Annotated in this window: 21 protein-coding genes; 11 read left to right on the forward strand and 10 right to left on the reverse strand. The window is 71.8% G+C overall.

Translation table 11 applies throughout. The annotated features are described in order from the left end of the window. The first annotated feature begins 33 nt into the window (after positions 1 to 33). The 3 genes from OG245_RS20010 (at position 34) to OG245_RS20020 (ending at position 3,344) form a co-directional block, all read left to right on the forward strand. On the forward strand, positions 34 to 1,383 hold the full coding sequence (locus OG245_RS20010) for a sensor histidine kinase (RefSeq protein ID WP_371624862.1): 1,350 nt from the start codon (positions 34 to 36) through the stop codon (positions 1,381 to 1,383). Next, positions 1,380 to 2,048, forward strand: coding sequence for a response regulator transcription factor (locus OG245_RS20015; RefSeq protein WP_050358460.1), 669 nt, complete (start codon positions 1,380 to 1,382; stop codon positions 2,046 to 2,048). Before OG245_RS20010 ends, OG245_RS20015 begins: the two co-directional genes overlap by 4 nt. A 90-nt stretch (positions 2,049 to 2,138) precedes the next feature. After that, positions 2,139 to 3,344, forward strand: coding sequence for a cytochrome P450 (locus OG245_RS20020; RefSeq protein WP_371624863.1), 1,206 nt, complete (start codon positions 2,139 to 2,141; stop codon positions 3,342 to 3,344). Positions 3,345 to 3,384: 40 nt separating this feature from the next. Here the strand turns inward: OG245_RS20020 and OG245_RS20025 are convergent, their stop codons facing one another. The 3 genes from OG245_RS20025 to OG245_RS20035 all read right to left on the reverse strand — a co-directional run bounded on the left by OG245_RS20025 (position 3,385) and on the right by OG245_RS20035 (position 5,065). Continuing rightward, positions 3,385 to 3,726 carry a hypothetical protein gene (locus tag OG245_RS20025; protein WP_371624864.1) on the reverse strand — a complete coding sequence of 114 codons (342 nt, stop codon included), beginning with the start codon at positions 3,724 to 3,726 and terminating at the stop codon, positions 3,385 to 3,387. 151 nt (positions 3,727 to 3,877) lie between these two features. Next, complete coding sequence (locus OG245_RS20030) at positions 3,878 to 4,150, reverse strand: DUF1876 domain-containing protein (RefSeq protein ID WP_371624865.1); 273 nt, start codon at positions 4,148 to 4,150, stop codon at positions 3,878 to 3,880. A gap of 33 nt (positions 4,151 to 4,183) precedes the next feature. Then, positions 4,184 to 5,065 carry a diacylglycerol kinase gene (locus tag OG245_RS20035; protein ID WP_371624866.1) on the reverse strand — a complete coding sequence of 294 codons (882 nt, stop codon included), beginning with the start codon at positions 5,063 to 5,065 and terminating at the stop codon, positions 4,184 to 4,186. Positions 5,066 to 5,251: 186 nt separating this feature from the next. On the opposite strand from OG245_RS20035, the gene OG245_RS20040 reads away from it, so the two are divergent. Then, a complete protein-coding gene (locus OG245_RS20040; RefSeq protein WP_371624867.1) occupies positions 5,252 to 6,535 on the forward strand; it encodes an adenylosuccinate synthase in 1,284 nt (427 codons plus the stop codon). Between the two features lie 58 nt (positions 6,536 to 6,593). Here the strand turns inward: OG245_RS20040 and OG245_RS20045 are convergent, their stop codons facing one another. Beyond that, positions 6,594 to 7,718 (reverse strand): DUF6183 family protein, encoded by a 1,125-nt coding sequence (locus tag OG245_RS20045; protein ID WP_371624868.1) that lies wholly within the window; start codon positions 7,716 to 7,718, stop codon positions 6,594 to 6,596. 273 nt (positions 7,719 to 7,991) lie between these two features. Between OG245_RS20045 and OG245_RS20050 the strand changes: the two genes are divergently transcribed. Further along, complete coding sequence (locus OG245_RS20050; protein ID WP_371624869.1) at positions 7,992 to 8,813, forward strand: glycoside hydrolase family 19 protein; 822 nt, start codon at positions 7,992 to 7,994, stop codon at positions 8,811 to 8,813. A gap of 308 nt (positions 8,814 to 9,121) precedes the next feature. Beyond that, the gene (locus OG245_RS20055) at positions 9,122 to 10,003 is read left to right on the forward strand and encodes a glycoside hydrolase family 19 protein (RefSeq protein ID WP_371624870.1); all 882 of its coding nucleotides are present in this window, start codon (positions 9,122 to 9,124) and stop codon (positions 10,001 to 10,003) included. Positions 10,004 to 10,142: 139 nt separating this feature from the next. Here the strand turns inward: OG245_RS20055 and OG245_RS20060 are convergent, their stop codons facing one another. Both OG245_RS20060 and dnaN read right to left on the reverse strand, forming a co-directional pair. Further along, positions 10,143 to 10,787: a hypothetical protein gene (locus OG245_RS20060; protein WP_371624871.1), complete on the reverse strand. Its 645-nt coding sequence runs from the start codon at positions 10,785 to 10,787 to the stop codon at positions 10,143 to 10,145. Positions 10,788 to 10,796: 9 nt separating this feature from the next. Further along, the gene (gene dnaN / locus OG245_RS20065) at positions 10,797 to 11,924 is read right to left on the reverse strand and encodes a DNA polymerase III subunit beta (RefSeq protein ID WP_371624872.1); all 1,128 of its coding nucleotides are present in this window, start codon (positions 11,922 to 11,924) and stop codon (positions 10,797 to 10,799) included. Between the two features lie 381 nt (positions 11,925 to 12,305). Between dnaN and OG245_RS20070 the strand changes: the two genes are divergently transcribed. After that, positions 12,306 to 13,766: a helix-turn-helix domain-containing protein gene (locus OG245_RS20070; protein WP_371627930.1), complete on the forward strand. Its 1,461-nt coding sequence runs from the start codon at positions 12,306 to 12,308 to the stop codon at positions 13,764 to 13,766. A 44-nt stretch (positions 13,767 to 13,810) separates the two neighbouring features. On the opposite strand, the gene OG245_RS20075 is transcribed toward OG245_RS20070, so the two are convergent. Then, positions 13,811 to 14,800 carry a transcriptional regulator gene (locus tag OG245_RS20075; RefSeq protein WP_371624873.1) on the reverse strand — a complete coding sequence of 330 codons (990 nt, stop codon included), beginning with the start codon at positions 14,798 to 14,800 and terminating at the stop codon, positions 13,811 to 13,813. A gap of 140 nt (positions 14,801 to 14,940) precedes the next feature. Between OG245_RS20075 and OG245_RS20080 the strand changes: the two genes are divergently transcribed. After that, positions 14,941 to 15,321: a hypothetical protein gene (locus OG245_RS20080; RefSeq protein ID WP_371624874.1), complete on the forward strand. Its 381-nt coding sequence runs from the start codon at positions 14,941 to 14,943 to the stop codon at positions 15,319 to 15,321. A gap of 91 nt (positions 15,322 to 15,412) precedes the next feature. Here the strand turns inward: OG245_RS20080 and OG245_RS20085 are convergent, their stop codons facing one another. After that, positions 15,413 to 15,649 (reverse strand): DUF397 domain-containing protein, encoded by a 237-nt coding sequence (locus OG245_RS20085; RefSeq protein ID WP_371624875.1) that lies wholly within the window; start codon positions 15,647 to 15,649, stop codon positions 15,413 to 15,415. After that, positions 15,646 to 16,482 carry a Scr1 family TA system antitoxin-like transcriptional regulator gene (locus OG245_RS20090; RefSeq protein ID WP_371624876.1) on the reverse strand — a complete coding sequence of 279 codons (837 nt, stop codon included), beginning with the start codon at positions 16,480 to 16,482 and terminating at the stop codon, positions 15,646 to 15,648. Before OG245_RS20090 ends, OG245_RS20085 begins: the two co-directional genes overlap by 4 nt. 156 nt (positions 16,483 to 16,638) lie before the next feature. On the opposite strand from OG245_RS20090, the gene OG245_RS20095 reads away from it, so the two are divergent. Beyond that, positions 16,639 to 17,046, forward strand: coding sequence for a hypothetical protein (locus OG245_RS20095; protein WP_371624877.1), 408 nt, complete (start codon positions 16,639 to 16,641; stop codon positions 17,044 to 17,046). On the opposite strand, the gene OG245_RS20100 is transcribed toward OG245_RS20095, so the two are convergent. Next, the gene (locus tag OG245_RS20100; RefSeq protein ID WP_371624878.1) at positions 17,035 to 17,652 is read right to left on the reverse strand and encodes a GNAT family N-acetyltransferase; all 618 of its coding nucleotides are present in this window, start codon (positions 17,650 to 17,652) and stop codon (positions 17,035 to 17,037) included. The two genes, OG245_RS20095 and OG245_RS20100, sit on opposite strands and share 12 nt — an antisense overlap. Before the next feature lie 242 nt (positions 17,653 to 17,894). Here OG245_RS20100 and OG245_RS20105 point away from each other — a divergent pair, with 242 nt between their 5' ends. Together OG245_RS20105 and OG245_RS20110 are read left to right on the forward strand one after the other, a co-directional pair. Further along, complete coding sequence (locus OG245_RS20105) at positions 17,895 to 18,551, forward strand: DsbA family protein (RefSeq protein WP_371624879.1); 657 nt, start codon at positions 17,895 to 17,897, stop codon at positions 18,549 to 18,551. Position 18,552: 1 nt separating this feature from the next. Continuing rightward, positions 18,553 to 19,683 carry an NADH:flavin oxidoreductase gene (locus tag OG245_RS20110; RefSeq protein WP_371624880.1) on the forward strand — a complete coding sequence of 377 codons (1,131 nt, stop codon included), beginning with the start codon at positions 18,553 to 18,555 and terminating at the stop codon, positions 19,681 to 19,683. Positions 19,684 to 19,689: the final 6 nt, after the last annotated feature.

Raw genomic sequence — 19,689 nt, forward strand, 5'->3', positions numbered from 1 at the left:
GACCCGCCGTCCGCCGCCGCCTACCGTGGAAGCGTGACCGAGACCCAGACGAAGACCAGCAGCCCGGAGTTCCGGGCGGCCGCAGGAGCGATGGACGGCCTGCGGAACGACCTGATGCGCGATGTGCTCGCCTACCGGCCGCTGCCGCCGCTCAACCCCGACGGCCGGCTGATACGGCGGCTGCCCGAGGGGCTGCGGAAGGTGGCTGTCTGGACCCCGCACACCCTGGTGCTGTTCGCCGCCTTCCTCGTGATGATGGCCGGGTTCAGCGAGTGGGAGTTCCGCCTGCTGATGGGCCTGGTGCCCGCGATCCCGGTCGCGATGACCCTGGTACGGCCGGTCGCCGCGTTCTGGGCCTCGATCCTGGGGACCGTCCTCTGTGCCGTGCTGGGCAGCGACGGGCTGTGGGGGCCGAGCGCCTTCATGGCCCAGATCGTGGTCCTGGTGGTCGTGGCCGCCCGGACCAGGCCCCGTACGGCCGCCTGGATGTGGCTGCTGATTCTGCTGTTCGGGGTCTTCCTGGAGGGCGGCGACCCGTCGATCACCGCGCCCGTGGTGACGCTCTCCGCCTTCGCGCTGCTCGTCGTCGCCGTGGTCCAGATCCGGCGCGACGCCGAGCGCGAGGTCACCGTGCAGCGCACCGTCACCGCCGTCGAGCGCGACCGCCGCACTTTGCTGGAGGAGCGCACCACCATCGCCCGGGAGCTGCACGACGTGGTGGCCCACCACATGTCGGTCGTCGCGATCCAGGCCGAGGCCGCCCCCTACCGGGTCGAGAACCCGCCGCCGGAGCTGGAGCAGGCCTTCGTCACCATCCGGGAGAACGCCGTGGCCGCCCTCACCGAGCTGCGCCGCGTCCTCGGGGTCGTCCGGGCGGAGGACTACGAGGCGCCCGACGCCCCGCAGCCCACCCTCGCCGCGCTCGACGGGCTCCTGGACAACGTCCGCGAGACGGGCCTGGAGACGGAGAAGGTGATCACCGGGGCCGTCCGCGAACTGCCGCAGGGCGTCGAGCTGTCGGCGTACCGGATCGTCCAGGAGGCCCTGAGCAACAGCCTGCGCCACGCGCCGGGCTCCTCCGCCCGGGTCGAGCTGGGCTACGTCCTCGGCGGGCTCGGGCTGCGCGTGGTCAACGGACCCCCGCGCGGCCTGGTCAAGCCCTCGCCGGGGGCCGGGCACGGGATCACCGGGATGCGGGAGCGGGTCGCGATGCTGAACGGCGAGATGACGGCCGGGACGACCGAGGACGGCGGGTACGAGATCGCCGTGTTCCTCCCCGTACCGCTGTCGGACGGTCCGGAGCCGCGGGAGACGGCCGGCTTCACGGCGGGCGCGACGGGCGACGCGGACACGGTCGTCGTCGAACGGGGCGGCGGCGCATGAGCGACACCGACATCCGGGTCCTGATCGTCGACGACCAGATGATGGTCCGCGAGGGCTTCTCGGTCCTGCTCAACGCGATGCCGGGCATCACCGTCGTGGGCGAGGCGGTCGACGGGCGCCAGGCGCTCGCCCAGGTCACCGCCCTGCGTCCCGACGTGGTCCTGATGGACATCCGCATGCCGGAGATGAACGGCATCGAGGCGACCCGCGAGATCGTCGCGCGGGACGCCGACGCGAAGGTGCTGGTGCTGACGACCTTCGACCTCGACGAGTACGTCTACCAGGCGCTGCGGGCCGGGGCCTCGGGCTTCCTCCTCAAGGACGCCTCCGCCCGGCAGCTCGCCGACGGGGTACGGGTGGTGGCCTCGGGCGAGGCGCTGCTCGCGCCGACGGTGACCCGCCGGCTGATCACCGAGTTCTCCAAGCTCGCCGAGACCCCGCGCCCGCCCGCCCTGGCCCGGATCGGTGATCTCACCGAGCGCGAGACGGAGGTGCTCGTCCTGATCGCGCAGGGGCTCTCCAACGCGGAGATCGCCTCGCACCTGATCGTCGCCGAGTCCACGATCAAGACGCACGTCAGCCGCATCCTGGTGAAGCTGGGGCTGCGCGACCGCACGCAGGCGGCGGTGTTCGCGTACGAGGCGCGGCTGGTCACGCCGGGGTAGCACCCCGGGCAGCATCCCCGTACGGCCGGGGCGGGCGGCGCGGGCGGGGACACCTCCTGCGCCGGCGGCGGGCGCGGGTAGCGTCGGGTCATGCACGTGTCCTTCGACCCCTGGTCGCCCGCGTTCGTCGCCGATCCCTACCCCGCCTACACCGCGCTGCGCGCCGCCGGCCGGGCGCACTGGTTCGAGCCGACGGGGCAGTGGCTGATCCCGCACCACTCCGACGTGTCGGCCCTGCTGCGCGACCGGCGCCTCGGCCGGACGTATCTGCACCGCTTCAGCCACGAGGAGTTCGGCCGCACCCCGCCGCCGGCCGCGCACGAGCCGTTCACCACGCTCAACGGGCAGGGCATCCTCGATCTGGAGGCCCCCGACCATCCCCGGATCCGGCGGCTGATCTCCAAGGCGTTCACCCCGCGTACGGTCGAGAACCTCGCCCCGACCGTACGGCGGCTGGCGGCCGGGCTGGTCGACGCCTTCGTGGCGAAGGGCGGCGGGGACCTGCTGGCGGAGGTGGCGGAGCCGCTGCCGGTCGCGGTCATCGCGGAGATGCTGGGCGTCCCGGAGGCGGACCGGGGACTGTTGCGGCCCTGGTCGGCGGCGATCTGCGGGATGTTCGAGCTGAACCCCTCCGAGGAGACGGCCGAGGCCGCCGTCCGGGCCTCCGTGGACTTCTCCGCGTATCTGCGCGGGCTCATCGCCGAGCGGCGCGCCGACCCCGGCGAGGACCTGGTCTCGGCGCTCATCGCCGCCCACGACGAGGGCGAGCGGCTGACCGAGCAGGAGATGATCTCGACCTGCGTGCTCCTGCTGAACGCGGGCCACGAGGCGACGGTGAACACCACCGTGAACGGCTGGCGCACGCTCTTCCACCACCCGGAGCAGCTCGCCGCCCTGCGCGCCGACCCCGCGCTGCTGCCCCGCGCGATCGAGGAACTCCTGCGCTACGACACCCCGTTGCAGATGTTCGAGCGCTGGGTGCTCGACGACATCGAGATCGACGGCCAGGTGATCGGGCGCGGCGCGGAGGTGGCGCTGCTGTTCGGCTCGGCCAACCGGGACCCGGAGCGGTTCGCCCGCCCGGACACGCTGGACCTGTCCCGTCAGGACAACCCGCACATCACCTTCGGCGCGGGCATCCACTTCTGTCTGGGCGCGCCCCTGGCCAGGCTGGAGCTGGCCGCGTCCTTCGGTGAGCTGCTCCGCAAGGCGCCCGCGCTGCGGATGACGGCGGAGCCCGAGTGGCAGCCGGGCTATGTCATCCGGGGGCTGAAGGAGCTGCGGGCGGAGGTGTAGCGCACGGGCCGGTGGCTCAGCGGGCGGCTCGGCCTACGGCTCAGCACGGGTCGTAGCACTCCGGCCTCGGTGCTCCGGCCAGCGCGTCCACGCCGACGCCGAGGCCGAAGAGGACGGCGATGGCCGCGACGAGGCCGAGCGCCCGCTTCCAGTCGCCCCGGACCAGGAAGAACACGGCGAGGGCGGCCGCGATCCCGCCGAGGACCATGAGGGGCAGGCCGACCCAGAGCACGTTCCAGTTGGAGGCGCCCTCGAAGCCGTCGAGGAGTCCGCCCTTGCCGTGCGGCGCCCAGAGCACGATGCCCGCGAGCGCTCCGGCGAAAGCGGTCAGGCAGCCGGCGGTTCCGAGGAGGGCTTCCCGCCGCGAGTTCTGGATCTCCATGCCCGGGGGGACGCGAGGGCGCGCGGGCGCGGTTCCGCTTCCGGTGCGCCGCGCCCGGAGCCCGGTGTGCCGCGCCCAACGCCCGGTGTGCCGCGCCCAACGCCCGGTGCGCCGCGCCCAACGCCCGGTGTGCCGCGCCCGGAGCCCGGTGTCACGTCAGGGGGTACGACGACCTGCCCGACGCCTCGTCGATCTCGTCGTGCGCCTTGGTCAGCAGTCTCATCGCCAGTTCGTTGAGCGCTCTGGCCCCCGCGATCTCCTCGCCGACCCGCTGCTGGTCGGTGTCCGAGGGATGGCGGCTGGCGTAGCCGTGGGCGCGTACCTCTGTTCCGTCGGAGAGGCGGACGAGCGCCGCCGCGCGGGTGCGGTGGGTGTCCTCCTCGAATGCGAGGTCGATGTGCCATCCGACAGCGATCCTGGTCATGACGGTCACCTCCGGGACGTCTCGGGCCGTCTCCTACCAGCGTGCGCCCGCGGTGCCGGCCGCGCTCGCCGGGCCCGGCAGCATCAGCCCCCAGGCGCCCGCCCGGACCGTCCAGGTCCGGGTGCGCACCGGCCCCGCGGTCTGTATGTCCGCCCGGTAGCGGAAGTCCGCGCCGGAGACCGTGACGGCCTTGGCCTCCGCCGTCACGTCCTCGCCCGAGGCGGTGCGGACGACGACGTCGGCCAGGCCCCCGCCGCCCTGGGACGTCACCGAGACGCCCCGGACCGGCGTGTCCAGGTCGCTCAGCAGCACCCCGTCCGCCTCGATGCGCAGCCGGTGCGTGCCCGGGTGCGTGGAGGCGGCGACCGGGGCCGGGCGGACCAGGGACGTCATCAGCGAGCGGCAGGTGTCCCAGACGGCCGTGACGCCCGTGTGCGGGCCCCCGGAGCCGGGCTGCGGGGCCGGGGCGGGGATGCGCAGCCGGCCGAGGACCACGCCGTCGCTGTCGTCGACCAGGAGGTCCAGGCGCCGCACCGCACCGTCCAGCGCGGTCCGTGCTGCCGCCACCGCGCCCCGGGGGACGCCGAGGGCGTGGGCGACCTCCAGGGCGTGCGCCGCGCCGACGGGGATCAGGGAGAGGACGCCGGCGGCCAGCTCCCGTTCGCGGTGGAGATGGGCCACCGCGCGCAGCAGCGCGCGATCGTCACCGACCACCACGGGCCTGCGCGAACCCCGCCGGGACAGGGCCCGCGCGAACTCCTCGGGGGTGTCCGGAAGGCAGATCTTGGCGTGTGAACCGGCGCTCAGCACGTCCTTCGCGATACGGACGGACTCGCCGTCGGTCCGGCGGGCGACCGGGTCGATGACCACCAGGAGCTGGTCGTCGCCGTCGCCGGGGGGCTCTGCAGCCGACACCTCGGTCCTTCCTCGGGTAGCATCTTGGTGCAAGAGCCCCTTGCGCTATTGCGCCAGGGGCTTCGTCTATTCCGGGGCACCCGGTTCGACGGCTCAGGCTTTGCCGTACATCGTCGTACGGCAGGTACGACCTTTACGTACGCCCCCTGACCTTGGACATGCCCCGCCCGGAAGGGGTGTACGCCTGTGCCCGCACTTGTGCTGCTCGGTGCTCAGTGGGGTGACGAGGGCAAGGGGAAGGCCACCGACCTCCTCGGTGGATCCGTGGACTATGTCGTGCGATACCAAGGCGGTAACAACGCCGGTCACACGGTCGTCGTAGGCGACCAGAAGTACGCACTGCATCTCCTCCCCTCCGGAATCCTGTCGCCGGGGTGTACCCCGGTCATCGGGAACGGTGTCGTGGTCGACCCGGCGGTCCTGCTCTCCGAGCTGAGCGGTCTGAACGAGCGAGGCGTCGACACGTCCAAGCTTCTGATCAGCGGCAACGCTCATTTGATCACTCCGTACAACGTCACGCTCGACAAGGTGACCGAGCGCTTCCTGGGGAAGCGCAAGATCGGCACGACGGGCCGGGGCATCGGTCCGACGTACGCCGACAAGATCAACCGGGTGGGGATCCGCGTCCAGGACCTCTACGACGAGTCGATCCTGGAGCAGAAGGTGGAGGCGGCCCTGGAGCAGAAGAACCAGCTCCTGGCCAAGGTCTTCAACCGCCGGGCCATCGAGGCCGGCAAGGTCGTCGAGGACATGCTCCAGTACGCGGAGCAGATCAAGCCGTTCGTCGCCGACACGACCCTGATCCTGAACGATGCCATCGACGAGGGCAAGGTCGTCCTCTTCGAGGGCGGCCAGGGCACCCTGCTCGACGTCGACCACGGCACGTATCCCTTCGTCACCTCGTCGAACCCGACCGCGGGCGGCGCCTGCACCGGCGCCGGTGTGGGCCCGACGAAGATCAGCCGGGTCATCGGCATCCTCAAGGCCTATACGACGCGGGTCGGGGCCGGTCCGTTCCCGACGGAGCTGCACGACGAGGACGGCGAGGCGCTGCGGCGCATCGGCGGCGAGCGCGGTGTCACCACCGGCCGTGACCGCCGCTGCGGCTGGTTCGACGCCCCGATCGCGCGGTACGCGACCCGGGTGAACGGCCTGACCGACTTCTTCCTCACCAAGCTGGACGTCCTCACCGGCTGGGAGCAGATCCCGGTCTGCGTGGCGTACGAGATCGACGGCAAGCGTGTCGAGGAACTCCCGTACAACCAGACCGACTTCCACCACGCGAAGCCGATCTACGAGAACCTGCCGGGCTGGTCCGAGGACATCACCAAGGCCAAGACCTTCGCCGACCTGCCGAAGAACGCGCAGGATTACGTGAAGGCCCTGGAGGAGATGTCGGGCGCACCGATCTCCGCGATCGGCGTCGGCCCCGGCCGGACCGAGACCATCGAGATCAACTCGTTCCTCTAGGGAACGGGCGAGCGACACCGCGGCGGCGGACGACGGGCACGACGCGTCGTCCGCCGCCTCAGTCGGTGTCGGTCGCCGCGAGCACGGTGATCCGGCGGCGGTCGGGGGAGAGGGCGGCGATGCCGTAGTCGGTGAAGGCGTCGTTGCAGAACCACTCCGCGTCCGACTCGAAGTGGAACCACGTCGTCCGCCGGACGTGGCGCTCCACCTCCTCCGCGCTCGCGTCCGCCGGGGCCCCGCCGAGGGCCGCCATCGACTTCCAGGCCCACAGCCGCCCGAACGCGCCGTGCGCCCCGTGGTGGTACGCGCTGCCGAGCGACGCGGTGGCGAAGAGCAGGCTCCAGATCGCGTCGGCGGGACGGCGGGCGATCTCGAAGCGGCCCGTGGCGCCGAGGCCCTCGACGCATCCCATCGGCAGGGTGGGCAGCAGCGCGGGGACCCGGTCCGGCTCCACGTCCTCGTCCGTCCGGAAGAGCCAGGCCTCCGAGTGCCCCCAGCCGCCCGCCTCCGGCGCGGCGATGATCGTCCGATGCAGGTCCAGGGTCGCCGAGTCCACCAGCGCCGACCGCTCCGTCGTACGGGGCGCCGGCGGGTCGACACGGTCCTCGGCCGGCAGGGTGACGCCGACACTGCGTGCGCCGCCGTCGACCGACCTGCTGGGGAGGACGATCCGGGTCTCCAGCGCGCTGCGGTGCCGTGGCAGCCACGCCAGCGGATGGCCGCCGTGCATCACGCGCGTCCAGTCGCTCATCTGCCCGAACACGTCCACGTCCACGCCCCGCAGGAGCAGCTCGTGGAAGAGGCAGATGCGCAGCTCGTCCAGCCGGCCCTGCGCGTCGCGCTCGGAGACCGGGCCGACCAGGTCGGCCGCCTCCCGGTGCTCGGCCAGGAGCGAGGCGACGAACCGGGGCGCGAGGTCGACCCCGTGGCCCTGTTGGCGGTCGAAGAGCCGGAGCAGCCGGGTCAGGCTGTCCTGGCCGGGGGTGATGGCCAGCACCCGGACGAGATGCGCGAGTTGACGCCGGTGCTCGTCCGTCTCCTTGGTGGCGGTGTCGATCCGTTCCGTCAGTTCCACCGCCAGGTCGGCCACCTGGCGGGAGTCGCCCTGTGCGGCGTGTCGCTGGGCCGTGTGCCACGGGAAGCGGCCGGATTCGTTGCCGGTGCCGTCGTCGGTGTCGTCCACGGTGACTCACTTTAGGCGGACAGTACGGCGGTTGATGGTCTAGACCTTGACAGGTCCAGACCATGCGGGCTTGGGTGGTGGCCCGTCATGTCGGCCTGCCGGGGTGCTCGGTGTGCCGCGCCGAAGGAGTGAGCAGCCCTGAATCGCATCGTTCGCACCGTTCGCATCGCCCGTGCCGATCGCCTCGTCCGCCTCGCTCATACCGACCGCCTCGCTCGCGCCAAGAGGTTCCTGACCGTTCCGGCGGCCCTGGCCACCCTCGCCGCCGCTCTCGTGACGGCGGCCCCCGCCGCGTCGGCCGCCGCCCCCGCCGCCGAGCGCTGCGCACCGCTCCACAGAGCCTCGGCCGACTACCGCGCCGGGGACACCGTCTCCCACCACGGGCGCAACTGGAGCGCCAAGTGGTGGACGCACGGCGAGAACCCGGGCGCCGGCGCCGCCTGGGCCGACCGGGGCGCCTGCGCGGGCGGGGTGTCCGACTTCGTCATCAGCGAGCAGCGGTTCGACGAGATCTTTCCGGACCGCGACCCCTTCTACACCTACCAGGGGCTGATCGACGCGCTGCACGCCTACCCGCGCTTCGCCAACGTCGGTACGCCGCAGACGCGGGCCCGGGAGGCGGCGGCGTTCCTGACGCACGCGGACTTCGAGTCGGTGGGGCTGAGGTACGTCAAGGAGATCAACGAGGCCAACTACTGGCGCAAGTGCGACGACACCCAGCCCTTCGGCTGCCCGGCGGGGCGTGAGGCGTACTACGGGCGCGGCCCGATCATGTTCAGCTGGAACTTCAACTACAAGGCCGCCGGGGACGCCCTCGGGCTCGACCTGCTGAACGACCCCTGGATGGTCGAGCGGGATCCGTCCGTCGCCTGGGCCACCGCCCTCTGGTACTGGAACACCCAGAACGGCCCCGGCACCATGACGTCCCACGACGCGATGGTCGGCGGCGCGGGCTTCGGCGAGACGATCCGCTCGCTCAACGGCGCCCTGGAGTGCGACGGCGGCAACCCGGGTTCGGTGACCGCGCGGGTGGAGCGGTACGAGCGGATCACCGGCATCGTCGGGGTGGCCCCGGGGTCCGGACTCACCTGCTGAGCGTGCGGGGTCCGCGGGCCGTCCGGAACGGTCCCGACCCGTCCGCATGCTGGGCGGAGCCGGAAGATTTTACCTTCGGTTCCGCCCCCGTTCGCGGGGGATGCGGATGTACTCCTCCCGGAATAGCGGCTGTTGAGGGCCCTCTTGACGTGATCGGCGGGGGTGGCGGCGGCTGGAAACCGGTGGGACCGGCACCTTTACCGATGCTGGTCTAGACCTTGACAGGTCCAGACCACTATCGCTTGAGTGTCGGCACCCCCCACGGCGGCGAGGCCGGACGTCGCGCCGCGTCTAAGGAGTGTGATCACGTGATCCGACGTGTCATGAGTCTGCTGGTCGCGCTCAGCGCGATCGTCGCGGCGCTCGTCGTTCTTCCCGCCGCCACGGCGCAGGCAGCCACCTGCGCCACGGCCTGGAGCTCCTCCTCCGTCTACACGAACGGGGGCGCGGTCTCGTACAACGGCCGCAACTACACCGCGAAGTGGTGGACCCAGAACGAGCGTCCGGGCACGTCGGACGTCTGGGCCGACAAGGGGGCCTGTGGCTCCGGCAGCGAGAACCCGGGCGGGAACGGCTTCGTCGTCAGCGAGGCCCAGTTCAACCAGATGTTCCCGAACCGGAACGCCTTCTACACCTACAAGGGCCTGACCGACGCCCTGAGCGCCTTCCCGGCCTTCGCCAAGACCGGCAGCGACGAGGTGAAGAAGCGCGAGGCCGCGGCCTTCCTCGCCAACGTCAGCCACGAGACGGGCGGCCTCTTCTACATCAAGGAAGTCAACGAGGCGAACTACCCGCACTACTGCGACACCACGCAGTCCTACGGCTGCCCGGCCGGCCAGGCCGCCTACTACGGCCGTGGCCCGATCCAGCTGAGCTGGAACTTCAACTACAAGGCCGCCGGTGACGCCCTGGGCATCAACCTCCTGGCCAACCCGTACCTGGTCGAGCAGGATCCCGCCGTGGCGTGGAAGACCGGCCTCTGGTACTGGAACACCCAGAACGGCCCCGGCACCATGACGCCGCACAACGCCATCGTCAACAACGCCGGCTTCGGCGAGACGATCCGCTCGATCAACGGCGCCCTGGAGTGCAACGGCGGCAACCCGGCGCAGGTCCAGAGCCGTATCAACAAGTTCACGCAGTTCACCCAGATCCTCGGCACCACCACCGGTCCGAACCTGAGCTGCTGACTCCGTACCGCACCGAAGGCAGGTGCGGCGGCGGTCCCGAACGGCCCGTGAGGCCCTGAGGACTTCCGAGAGACCCCACCCGAACGGGGGTGTGTCCGGCTCACGCCGGGCGCGCCCCCTTTCGGCGTCCCGAGCGTGGTCAGCGCGCTCCCGTCCCGCGCTTCCGGGCCCGGTCCTCCGCGATGTTCCGGATCTTCCTCGTGCCGCCCGACTCGGCGAGCAGGGCGAGCACCGCCGGCGACGTCGACTTCTCGGCGAGGCAGCGCTGCATCCAGTCCGTGACCTCCGCCAGCTCGGCGCGGGCCGGCACGTGACCGTCCTCGACGGACAGGCGGAACAGCCAGTCGTGGACCCGGCGGCGGATGAACGCGCGGTACGCCCCGGTCCTGAGCCGGCCGGTCTCCGGCAGCAGCCAGGCCGACCACTGCCGGAACTCGGCGGGGCCGGTCGCCTCCATCGCGATCCCGTCCACGAGGGCGACCACCGCCGTCTTGGACGCCGTCTCGTCGGGATCGCGCAGGATCGCGGCCACGACCGCGCGGTCCCGCTCCCGGCTCCGTGAGGCGGCGGTCGCCAGGACGACGCGGCGGTACGCGGACGATCGCACGTGCTCGTCCGCGATCGCGTCGTCGATGTCCACGTCGAGGACGCCGGCCCCCGCCAGCAACTCGGCCAGATCGCGGCGCAGGGCCGTCCCGTCGAACTCGCCCGTCACGCCCGCGTCGCCGAACTCGCCTGTCTCGCCCGTCCCGTCGAACCCGCTCGTCCCGCCCGTCCCGTTCACCTCGTCATCTCACCCCAACTGCGGCTTCACCGACATCAGCAGGTGCCGGTGGACGTCCGTGCCCGCCTCGTCCGTGATCATCGCGCGCTGTCCGGCCCCCAGCAGCAGGAGCCGCAGGGACGGCTCCGTGAAGGAGGCCAGGGCGTCGGCCAGATAGCCGGGGTTGAAGGCCACCGTCAGCTCCTCGGCCCCCTCCAGGGCGGCCGGCAGCCGCTGGGACGCCACGTCGTCCTCGTACCCCGCGCGGAGGGTCACGGAGCCGTCGGCACGGGAGAAGGTCATCTGCACCGGGCCGTCCCCGTCGGCGACGACGGAGACCCGCTTGACGGCTTCGGTCAGCCGGGCCCGGTCCACCAGCGCGACCGCCGGGTCCGCCATCGCGAACAGCTTCTCGTGGCGCGGCAGCCGGCCCTCCAGCAGCCGCACCGTGGTCCGCGTCCCGGCGTGCTCGAAGCCCGCCGAACCGGCGTCCAGAGCGACGCTCACGAGGCCGGAGCGGCCCAGCGAGCGGGCGATCTCGGTGAGGCGGCGGGCGGAGACGAGGACGTCGGCGGCCTCGCCCGGAGCGGTCGCCTTCCACGGGAGGGTCCGTACGGCGAAGCGGTAGCGGTCGGTCGCGGCGAGCGTCATCGTGTCGCCGTCGAGCTCCAGCCGGATTCCGGTGAGCGCGGGCAGGGTGTCGTCGCGCCCCGCGGCCACCGCCACATCGGCCACGGCCGCCGCGAACAGCTCCGCGTCCACCGCGCCCCGGACCTGCGGGAGCGGGGGCAGAGCCGGGTAGTCGTCCAGCGGCAGCACGGAGAGGCCGAAGCGGGCCCCGTCGCCCGACACCGTGAACCGCGAGCCCTCCACCGCGCACTCCACGGGACCTTCGGGCAGCACCTTGCAGATGTCCAGCAGCCGCCGCCCCATGACGAGCACCTTCCCGGGCCGTACGACCTCGGCGTCCACGTCGATGCGCGCGGACGCCTCGTAGTCGAGCCCGGAGATCCGCAGGGGCCCGCCGCCGCCCTCGCCGCCGCCCTCCGTGTCCAGCAGCAGTCCGCCGAGCACGGGGACGGGCGACCGCACGGGCAGGACACGGGCCGCCCAGGACACGGCGTCGGTCAGGGCACTGCGTTCGATCCGGAACTCCATGGGGGCCTTTCCTGGCACGTCGAAAGCCGGAGCCGGAGACCGGCTCCGGCTCCCGTGGCATCGACGATAGGAGGCACCACTGACAATCGGAGCGGGGCGGGAAACCGACGACAGCGACCACCCCCGTGAGCCGCTGCCGCCGCGTTCCCGTACCCCCGTACCCCCTGTTCCGAAGCCGCCCCCCGACTGGCTGGAACACGTTGGGACGATAGAACGCAGGGTAGGGAGACGGGAGATTCAATGCGCCCAGTGGGGCGGCCGCCGGGGTAACCGTCCGCACAGTCAGCCGTGCGGCACGGTCCGCCCGCGCTACGGCCGCTTCCGGGGCGGGGAACGGGGAACCAGGTGCGAGCACAGGAGCGTGCGGACGACCTTCTGCTGATGCACCGGCTGGCCCGCACGGGCGGAACGGCCGAACTGCTGCGCTGGCTGGCCGGGCGGGCCGGGGGCTGGGCCGGGCTCGTCGGACCGGACGGGACGGTGCTGCACGCGGCGGCCCGTACGGCACGCGCGGTGGTCCCCGATGTCGCCGGGCTCGTCGCCGAGGGCACGAGCGCCCTCACCGGGCGCGGGGCCCGGTCGTACGCCCTCGACACCGGTGCGCACACCGCCCTGCTGTTCCCGCTGAGCGCCGACGACCGCACCGCCCCCGTGCTCGCCGTCGTCACCCCCCGGCCCGCGGCCGCCGGGCTCGCCACGCTGCTCGCCGACGTGGTCCTGCCGCTGTCCGTGTGCCGCCAGGCCGAGACCCTGGAGCGCAAGCGCCGCCGGGTGGACCTCGCGGAGTCCCGGGGCCGCGAGGCGGTGCTGCACCTGCTGATGACGGGCCAGCTCTCCATCGCGCAGCAGGTCGCCGGGGCGCTGCGCCCCCGGCTTCCCGATCCGGTACGGGTGTGTGTCGTGGAGTGCTCGGGCGACGGCCGCGACGAGGTGGCCCGGGTCTGCGCGGACGCGGACGGGGGCCGGTCCTGGATCGTGCGGTGTCCCGTCTACGCCCGCCACCTCATCCTGGTGATGCCCGCGGAGGCGGCGGATCCGGTTTCCGGCCCGACGGACGAGGCGGTCGCCGCCCGGGTCGGGGACTGCGTCGTGGGCGTCAGCGAACCGGTGCCGCTGGCCGACACCGCGACCGGCTACCGACAGGCCTTCCACGCCCTGGCCGTCGCCCGCGAACTGCCTTCCCGGCATGCCCGGTTCGGGATCTCGCCGGATCCCGCGTACGTCGTCGGGCCCGCCGGGCGGCACTGGGCGAACAGCCTGCTGACCCCGCTCCTGACCCATGTGCCGCGCCGCGCGCAGGACCCCGGGGCCCAGGAGCTGGCGGCCACGGCCGGTTCCTGGCTGGCGTTCTCGTCGCACGCGACCGACCACCTCAAGGTCCACCGCAACACCCTGGCCGCCCGGCTGCGGCTCATCGGCGAGCTGCTCGGCCTCGACCTGCACCGGCTCGCCGACCAGGCCGCCCTCGACCTGGCCCTGCGCGTCCGCGCCACCCCCGCCCCGGCGTGCACCACCGAGCCCGCCCCGTACGCCCCCACCGGGGCCGGTACGCGGGAGGCGGCGCGGGCGCTCGACGAGATCCTGCGCCGCCCCGCCGTACGGCACTGGGCCGACCAGCAACTGGCCCCCGTCCTCGGGGCCGAGGAGACCCTGCGCACCTGGCTGCGCTGCGAGGGCCGCCTGGGCCCGGCCGCCGCCGAGCTGGGCATCAGCGTGCCCGGCGCCCGCAAACGCCTGACCCGCCTCGAAACGGTCCTCCAGCGCTCGCTGCTCCGGCCCCCGAGCGCCCGCTACGACCTGTGGCTGGCGCTGAGGGCCCGCGACCTGGCCGCGGCGGAATAGCGGAATAGGAGCTGCCGTCGATGTGCGGCCGGGGGCGGCAGCCGTCACTCACCGCACCACGATCCGCGCCTCCGCCCCTGTGCCACCTCACGCCCGAGCGGGGTCAGCGCGTGCACGACCTCGCAGCCCCTGCGCGTACTGGTGACGAGCCTTGCCTTGCGCAGCACCGACGCGTGCTTGCTCGCGCTCGCGATCGACACACCGATCCGCACGGCCAGTTCGCCCGTCGAGCAGGGTGAGGCCAGGGCGCACAGAGCCATGGCCCGTGTGCGGCCGAGCAGTTCGGGCAGGGCGTCGAGGGTCTCCGTACAGCCGGAGCGACGGCTCGCCGGGTAGACCAGGACGGGTGGGAGGCCGGGGTCGATGAGCGTGATGGGACGCCCGGTGCAGAAGAAGGACGGGATCAGCGAGATGCCGCGACCGCGCAGGTGGAGGTCGCCGTCGCGCGGATAGGCGGCGACCAGCGTCGGCGGCTCCCAGCGGATGCAGGGCGACAGCGTGCTCAGCAGCCGTTCGGCGCCTCCTTCCAGCAGGTCCCGGCTGTGGTGCGCGCGGTCGCTGTGCACCACGTCGTCGATCAGTTGCCGCTGCGGGACGAGGAGTTCGCGGAAGTAGACGGTCAGCGCGAGGTCGAGCTCCTGCCGGGCGGTGCGGTCGCCCTCCGCGAGCCGCCGGAGCCGGTCGGGCGGCGTCCGCTGCGTGCGGCATGCGGCAAGCTCGGCGCGCACGCGATCCGTCGGCGTGGAGCGGATCAGGTCACGGGCGACCTCCATCCCGCCCTTGTGGGGTGGGGTCAGAAAGTCGGGGAACCTCCCCCGGGCCGGCACCAGCGTGGTGAGCAGCCGGATCGGCTCCCTCAGGTCGCTTCTGGCCAGACGTCCGCGGACATGCTCCAGCCACGGAGCGTGGGCGGGGGCGGTGCGCCGGGCCTGGAGGGCGTGCAGGCTGTTGACCAGCTCCCACATGGGGTCGGGCCGGGGAGCCACCGTGATGCGTGTCAGGTCGTCTGCTGTGAAATGGATACGGAGTTCCATGGATCCCCCGAATGAACGCATCCGTTTTCCGTGCGATGAAAACCCTTGGACCCGTTTGCGCGGGCTTCCTCATCATCGTGGTAGACGCTCCTCAACGTGCGATGAGCGACTGAAGACCAACCAGATGGGGGAAAACGCGCATGCGTCAGATTCGGAGCACCATCACGAGGACTGCTATCGCCGCGACGGCGCTCGCCACGGGTGCCGTCCTCACGTTGGGCGGAACCGCCACCGCGGTGGAGGCGGCGGCCACGGTCCACGGCTGCCCGTCCGGGGCCGTCTGTCTCTACCCGAACGCGAGCTGGAACGGCGACCAGCCGAGCCACGCGTTCTACTCGTACGGCACCCACAGGATCTACGACCAGATCGGCATGAAGCGCTGGTTCAACAACCAGACCGGTGGAGCCAAGGCGTACCGGTGCACGGGCTCCAACGGCACCGGCTGCGGGGGCAACCAGGCGGCCGGCACGTACTACGACTACGACTTCACGCCGATCAACTCCGTCAAGCTGGCTCCGTGACGGAGTCACACCTTCGGTGAGCGGTCTGCCTCCTGGCGTGGTGGTTGACGCACGCCAGGAGGCAGACCACCAGGGCTGGTATGGAGGGTTGTCAGCCCGTCCAGCCGAGGAACGCGGACCAGGCGTCCGGTGCGACGGCGAAGGCGGGCCCGTCGGGCACCTTGGAGTCACGGACGTGGACGGCGTGGGGGCAGGTGGCGACCTCGATGCACTCGCCGCCGCTGGAGCTGCTGTACGAGGACTTGTGCCAGGCGAAGGCGACCTCGATGCACTCGCCGCCGCTGCCGCTGCTGTAGCTCGACTTGAACCATCGGAGGGTGCTGCTCATACCGCTACTCCTGCCAACCGCTTGATGAGGTCCAGCGATTCACGAGGACCCAGGGCCTGTGACCGGATCATCGCATAGCGCTGCGCGTAGATGCTCACCTTTGCCGGCTCGCTGATCAGCAAGCTCTCGTCCTGCGGCTCCAGGTAGACGAGATGCTCGTGCGCCGGAGTCTCCAGCAGGCTCATCGAACCGCGATCTCCTGCATACTCCCCGTACTTACCGGCGTCCAGCGGCAGCACGAGAAGCGTGACATTGCGGCGGCGAGCGCACTCCACGAGATGGAGCAACTGCTCCCGCATGATCTCCTCGCTGCCGATGACGCGGCGCAGGACGGCCTCGTCGATGATGACCTCGATCATCGGAACCGGCTCGCGGTCGAAGAGGACCTTGCGTTCCATCCTCAGCTGGACCAGCTCCTCCACGCGCTGGTCGGAGAGCGGCGGGTACGCGCCGCCGATCAGCGCGCGTGCGTAGGCCTCCGTCTGGAATAGCCCGTGGATGACGGTCATAGCGAACAGCTGGAGACTGATCGCCGCCTGCTCCAGCAGCGCGTAGTCCTGGAACTGGCGCGGGTACTTTTCCATCCGCATGAACCGCCGCGCGCTCTCGAACAGGGAGGTCCCGTTGCCGAGCACCCGTTCCAACTCGACCAGCATCGCGTCGCTCGCGGGCTGCGCGCACGTCTCCATGGCGCTGACGGCCGCTGCCGAGTAGCCGAGCTCGTGACCGAGCTGTTCCTGTGTCCAGCCCCGCTGGATACGCATCGTCCGGGCCACTTCCGCCACCATGAGGGCCATCGGGCTCGCGGTCTGCTTGTTCTCAGCACTCGCCATTACGCGATCTCTTTTCGACTCAACCGAACTCAACCGGTCACTAAGCGAAGTCGTTGAATTCCACCCCACTTCAGAGAAGTTCGAGCAGGTCAACGGCTGTGCGACGCACCTCGGCAGGTAGCGAGAACGCTAGGTGATCGGGGTCACAATCGTCTCGTGAACGCACTTAATGGTGGGCTGAGGGCCGAGTGGATTCCGGACTCCGGATTTCATCTCCGCAAGGCGGGCGTGCAATTCGACGCCGTCCGCGTGGACGGCGACGACGGGCGGCGGCTGGCCGACCTGATGGAGGAGCTGGTAGGCGGCGAACCGGGACCCGTCGTCACCGAGTCGAACGGGCGGCGCGGGGTGTACTTCCTCGTGCCGCCGGGCTCGACGGTCGGGCGGCCGTGGCCGCGTGTGGTGACGACGTTCAACGCGGCTACGGGCCGCATCAGTTACGTTCCCGTACCGGCGCTGGGGGGTGACACCTGGCCGCTGGCGTGGCGGTATCCGCCCACGCGCACGGGGCGGTTCGTGCATACGCTGATCCTGTTCAACGCGGCCTATGCGTTACTGAGTTGAGCGACCCAGATACGTCACGGTCCCCGCGTCCGGAACGGCGATCTCGTGGAAGCCGACGCGGTCGTAGAAGGCGCGGGCCCGGGTGTTGGCGGTGAGCGTGCTCAGGTGGACCGCCTTGGCGCCCTGTTCGTTCAGGGCGTCGAGGAAGGCCGCCATGAGCCGCCGCCCGTGCCCCGCCCGGTGGTGGGTCGGGAGCAGGTCGATGTGCAGGTGGGCCGGATAGTCGGCCAGCTCCGGCACGATCATGCGCTCGGGGGCGTGCATCAGGGCGGTCATCTCCTCCGCGCGGGAAGCGGGTTGGCGCCCGGGGGCCGGGTAGCGCTCGGCGAGGCCGGGGAGCCATTCGGCGCGGTAGCGGTCGACGAAGGACGCGGTGTCCGCCGTACCGAGGATGTAGCCGACCGCGCGCCCGCCGTCCTCGACCACGAACGCCAGCTCCGGCTCCAGGGCGGCGTAGGGCGCGGCGAAGATGTTCGGCAGCAGATCGGGGTCGGGGTAGAGGTGGCGGGCGTCCTCGCCCACGTGCCCCGTACGTACGCAGATGTCGAAGAGGGCCTCGCGGTCCTCGGGGCGGTACGGGCGCAGCAGGGGCGACGGAGAGGTCATGCGGGGATCTTTCAGGTGTGGGAGCGCTCTCGCAAGGGGTTTCCCACTACGTGCCGCCGCCCCCTCCGCTGTCGGTGCTTCTGGCCGGTTCCGGTCGGCTCTCCCGGCCAGCCGCCTCATCGGACGCGGGGAGACTTGACATAAAACTGCATGATCCTGCAACCTTCTGGTCGTCCGTCAACTCCTGCCGCGCCGTCGCGGGATGTTGTTGCTTGCGCGATCAATGACCTGGAGGTCGGCGCATGGCTGAACCCGTGAAGATCAAGATCTGGTCCGACTACGTCTGCCCCTTCTGCATGCTGGCCGAAGGCCCGCTGGAAGAGGCGATCAAGGACGTCGGCGCCGAGGTGGAGGTCGAGTGGATGCCCTTCGAGCTGCGTCCCCACCCCCAGCCCACCCTGCGGCCGGAGGACGAGTACCTGCCCAGCATCTGGGAACGGGCCGTCTACCCCATGGCCCGTCGCCTGGGCGTCGACATCACGCTCCCCGCCGTGTCCCCCCAGCCGTACACGGCTCTCGCCTTCGAGGGCTATCAGTACGCGGCCGAGCACGACCTGGGGACCGCCTACAACCAGCGGATGTTCCGCGCCTTCTTCCAGGAGAACCAGGACCTGGGGCAGATCGACGTCCTCGTCGCCCTGGCCGGCGAGATCGGCCTGGACGAGGGAGGGTTCAGGGCCGCGCTGGCGGACGGCACCTATCGCGCCAGGCATCAGGAGGCCCTGCGGGAGGCGGCGGCCCACCGGGTGCAGTCGGTTCCCACTCTGCTCGTCGGCGACACCCGGATCGAGGGAGTTCCGCGTCCGGCCCAGTTGCGGAAGGCGATCCTGGACGCCCGGGCGCAGCAGGCGGAGGGCGACGTCTACGGCGCCTCCTGCGGCATCGACGGGAGCTGCTGAGGTGGCCGCCACGCATCCCGCCGCGGGTTCCGGCAACCGGCCCGGCACGCATCCCGCGCTCACGGCCTGCCGTTTCGCGGGGCTGGAGCTGTGCAACAGGTACGCCGTCGCCCCCATGACCCGGGTCTCCGCGACCGAGGACGGCCGGGCCACCCAGGAGATGGCCGCGTACTACGCGGCGTACGCCGAGGGCGGCTTCGGGCTCCTGATCACCGAAGGGACCTACACCGACCGGGCCTTCAGCCAGGGCTACCTGCACCAGCCCGGAATCACGGACGAGGCGCAGGCCGCCGCCTGGCGGCCCGTCGTCGAGGGAGCGCATGCCGCGGGCGCGCGCGTCGTCCTCCAGCTGATGCACGCCGGGGCCGTCTCGCAGGGCAACCGGTTCCGCGACCGGGCCGCCGGCCCGTCGTCGGTACGGCCGCTGGGCGAGCAACTGGCCAAGTACCGGGGCGAGGGGCCCTGGCCCGTGCCGATGGAGATGACCCGCCGCCAGATCGCCGAGGCCGTGCACGGCTTCGCCGCCGCGGCGGCACGCGCCCGTGACGTCGGCTTCGACGGGGTGGAGATCCACGCCGCCAACGGCTATCTGCTCGACCAGTTCCTGACCCCGTACACCAATCTGCGCACCGATGAGTACGGCGGGGGGGTCGAGGAACGCCTCCGGCTCGTACGGGAGGTGACGGCCGAGGTCAGAGGTGCGACCGGGGCCGGTTTCCCGGTCGGCGTCCGCTTCTCGCAGGGGAAGATCAACGATCCGGCCTGGCGATGGCCGGGCGGGGACGCCGAGGCGGAAGCGGTCTTCACGACGGCCGCCGCGGCCGGGGCCGACTACCTGCATCTGGCGGGAAGCGGACGGGACTGGTTCCCGGAGGGGCGGACGCTGCCCGCGCTCGCCCGGACGGCCACCGGACTGCCCGTGATCGCCAACGGCGGGCTGCACCAGGAAGCCGTGGCGCGGCGCGTGCTGGACGAGGGGCACGCCGACGTGCTGGCCGTGGGGACGGGGGCGCTGGCCAACCCCGACCTGCCGCGCAGGGTGGCCGCGGGGACGGTCCAGGCCGCGTTCGACCCCCGGGTGCTGGAGCCGCTGGCGACCCTGGACAACGCCCGTGCGCACGCACACGCTTGACAGTGA

The organism is Streptomyces sp. NBC_01116, from assembly GCF_041435495.1.
Lineage (GTDB): Bacteria > Actinomycetota > Actinomycetes > Streptomycetales > Streptomycetaceae > Streptomyces.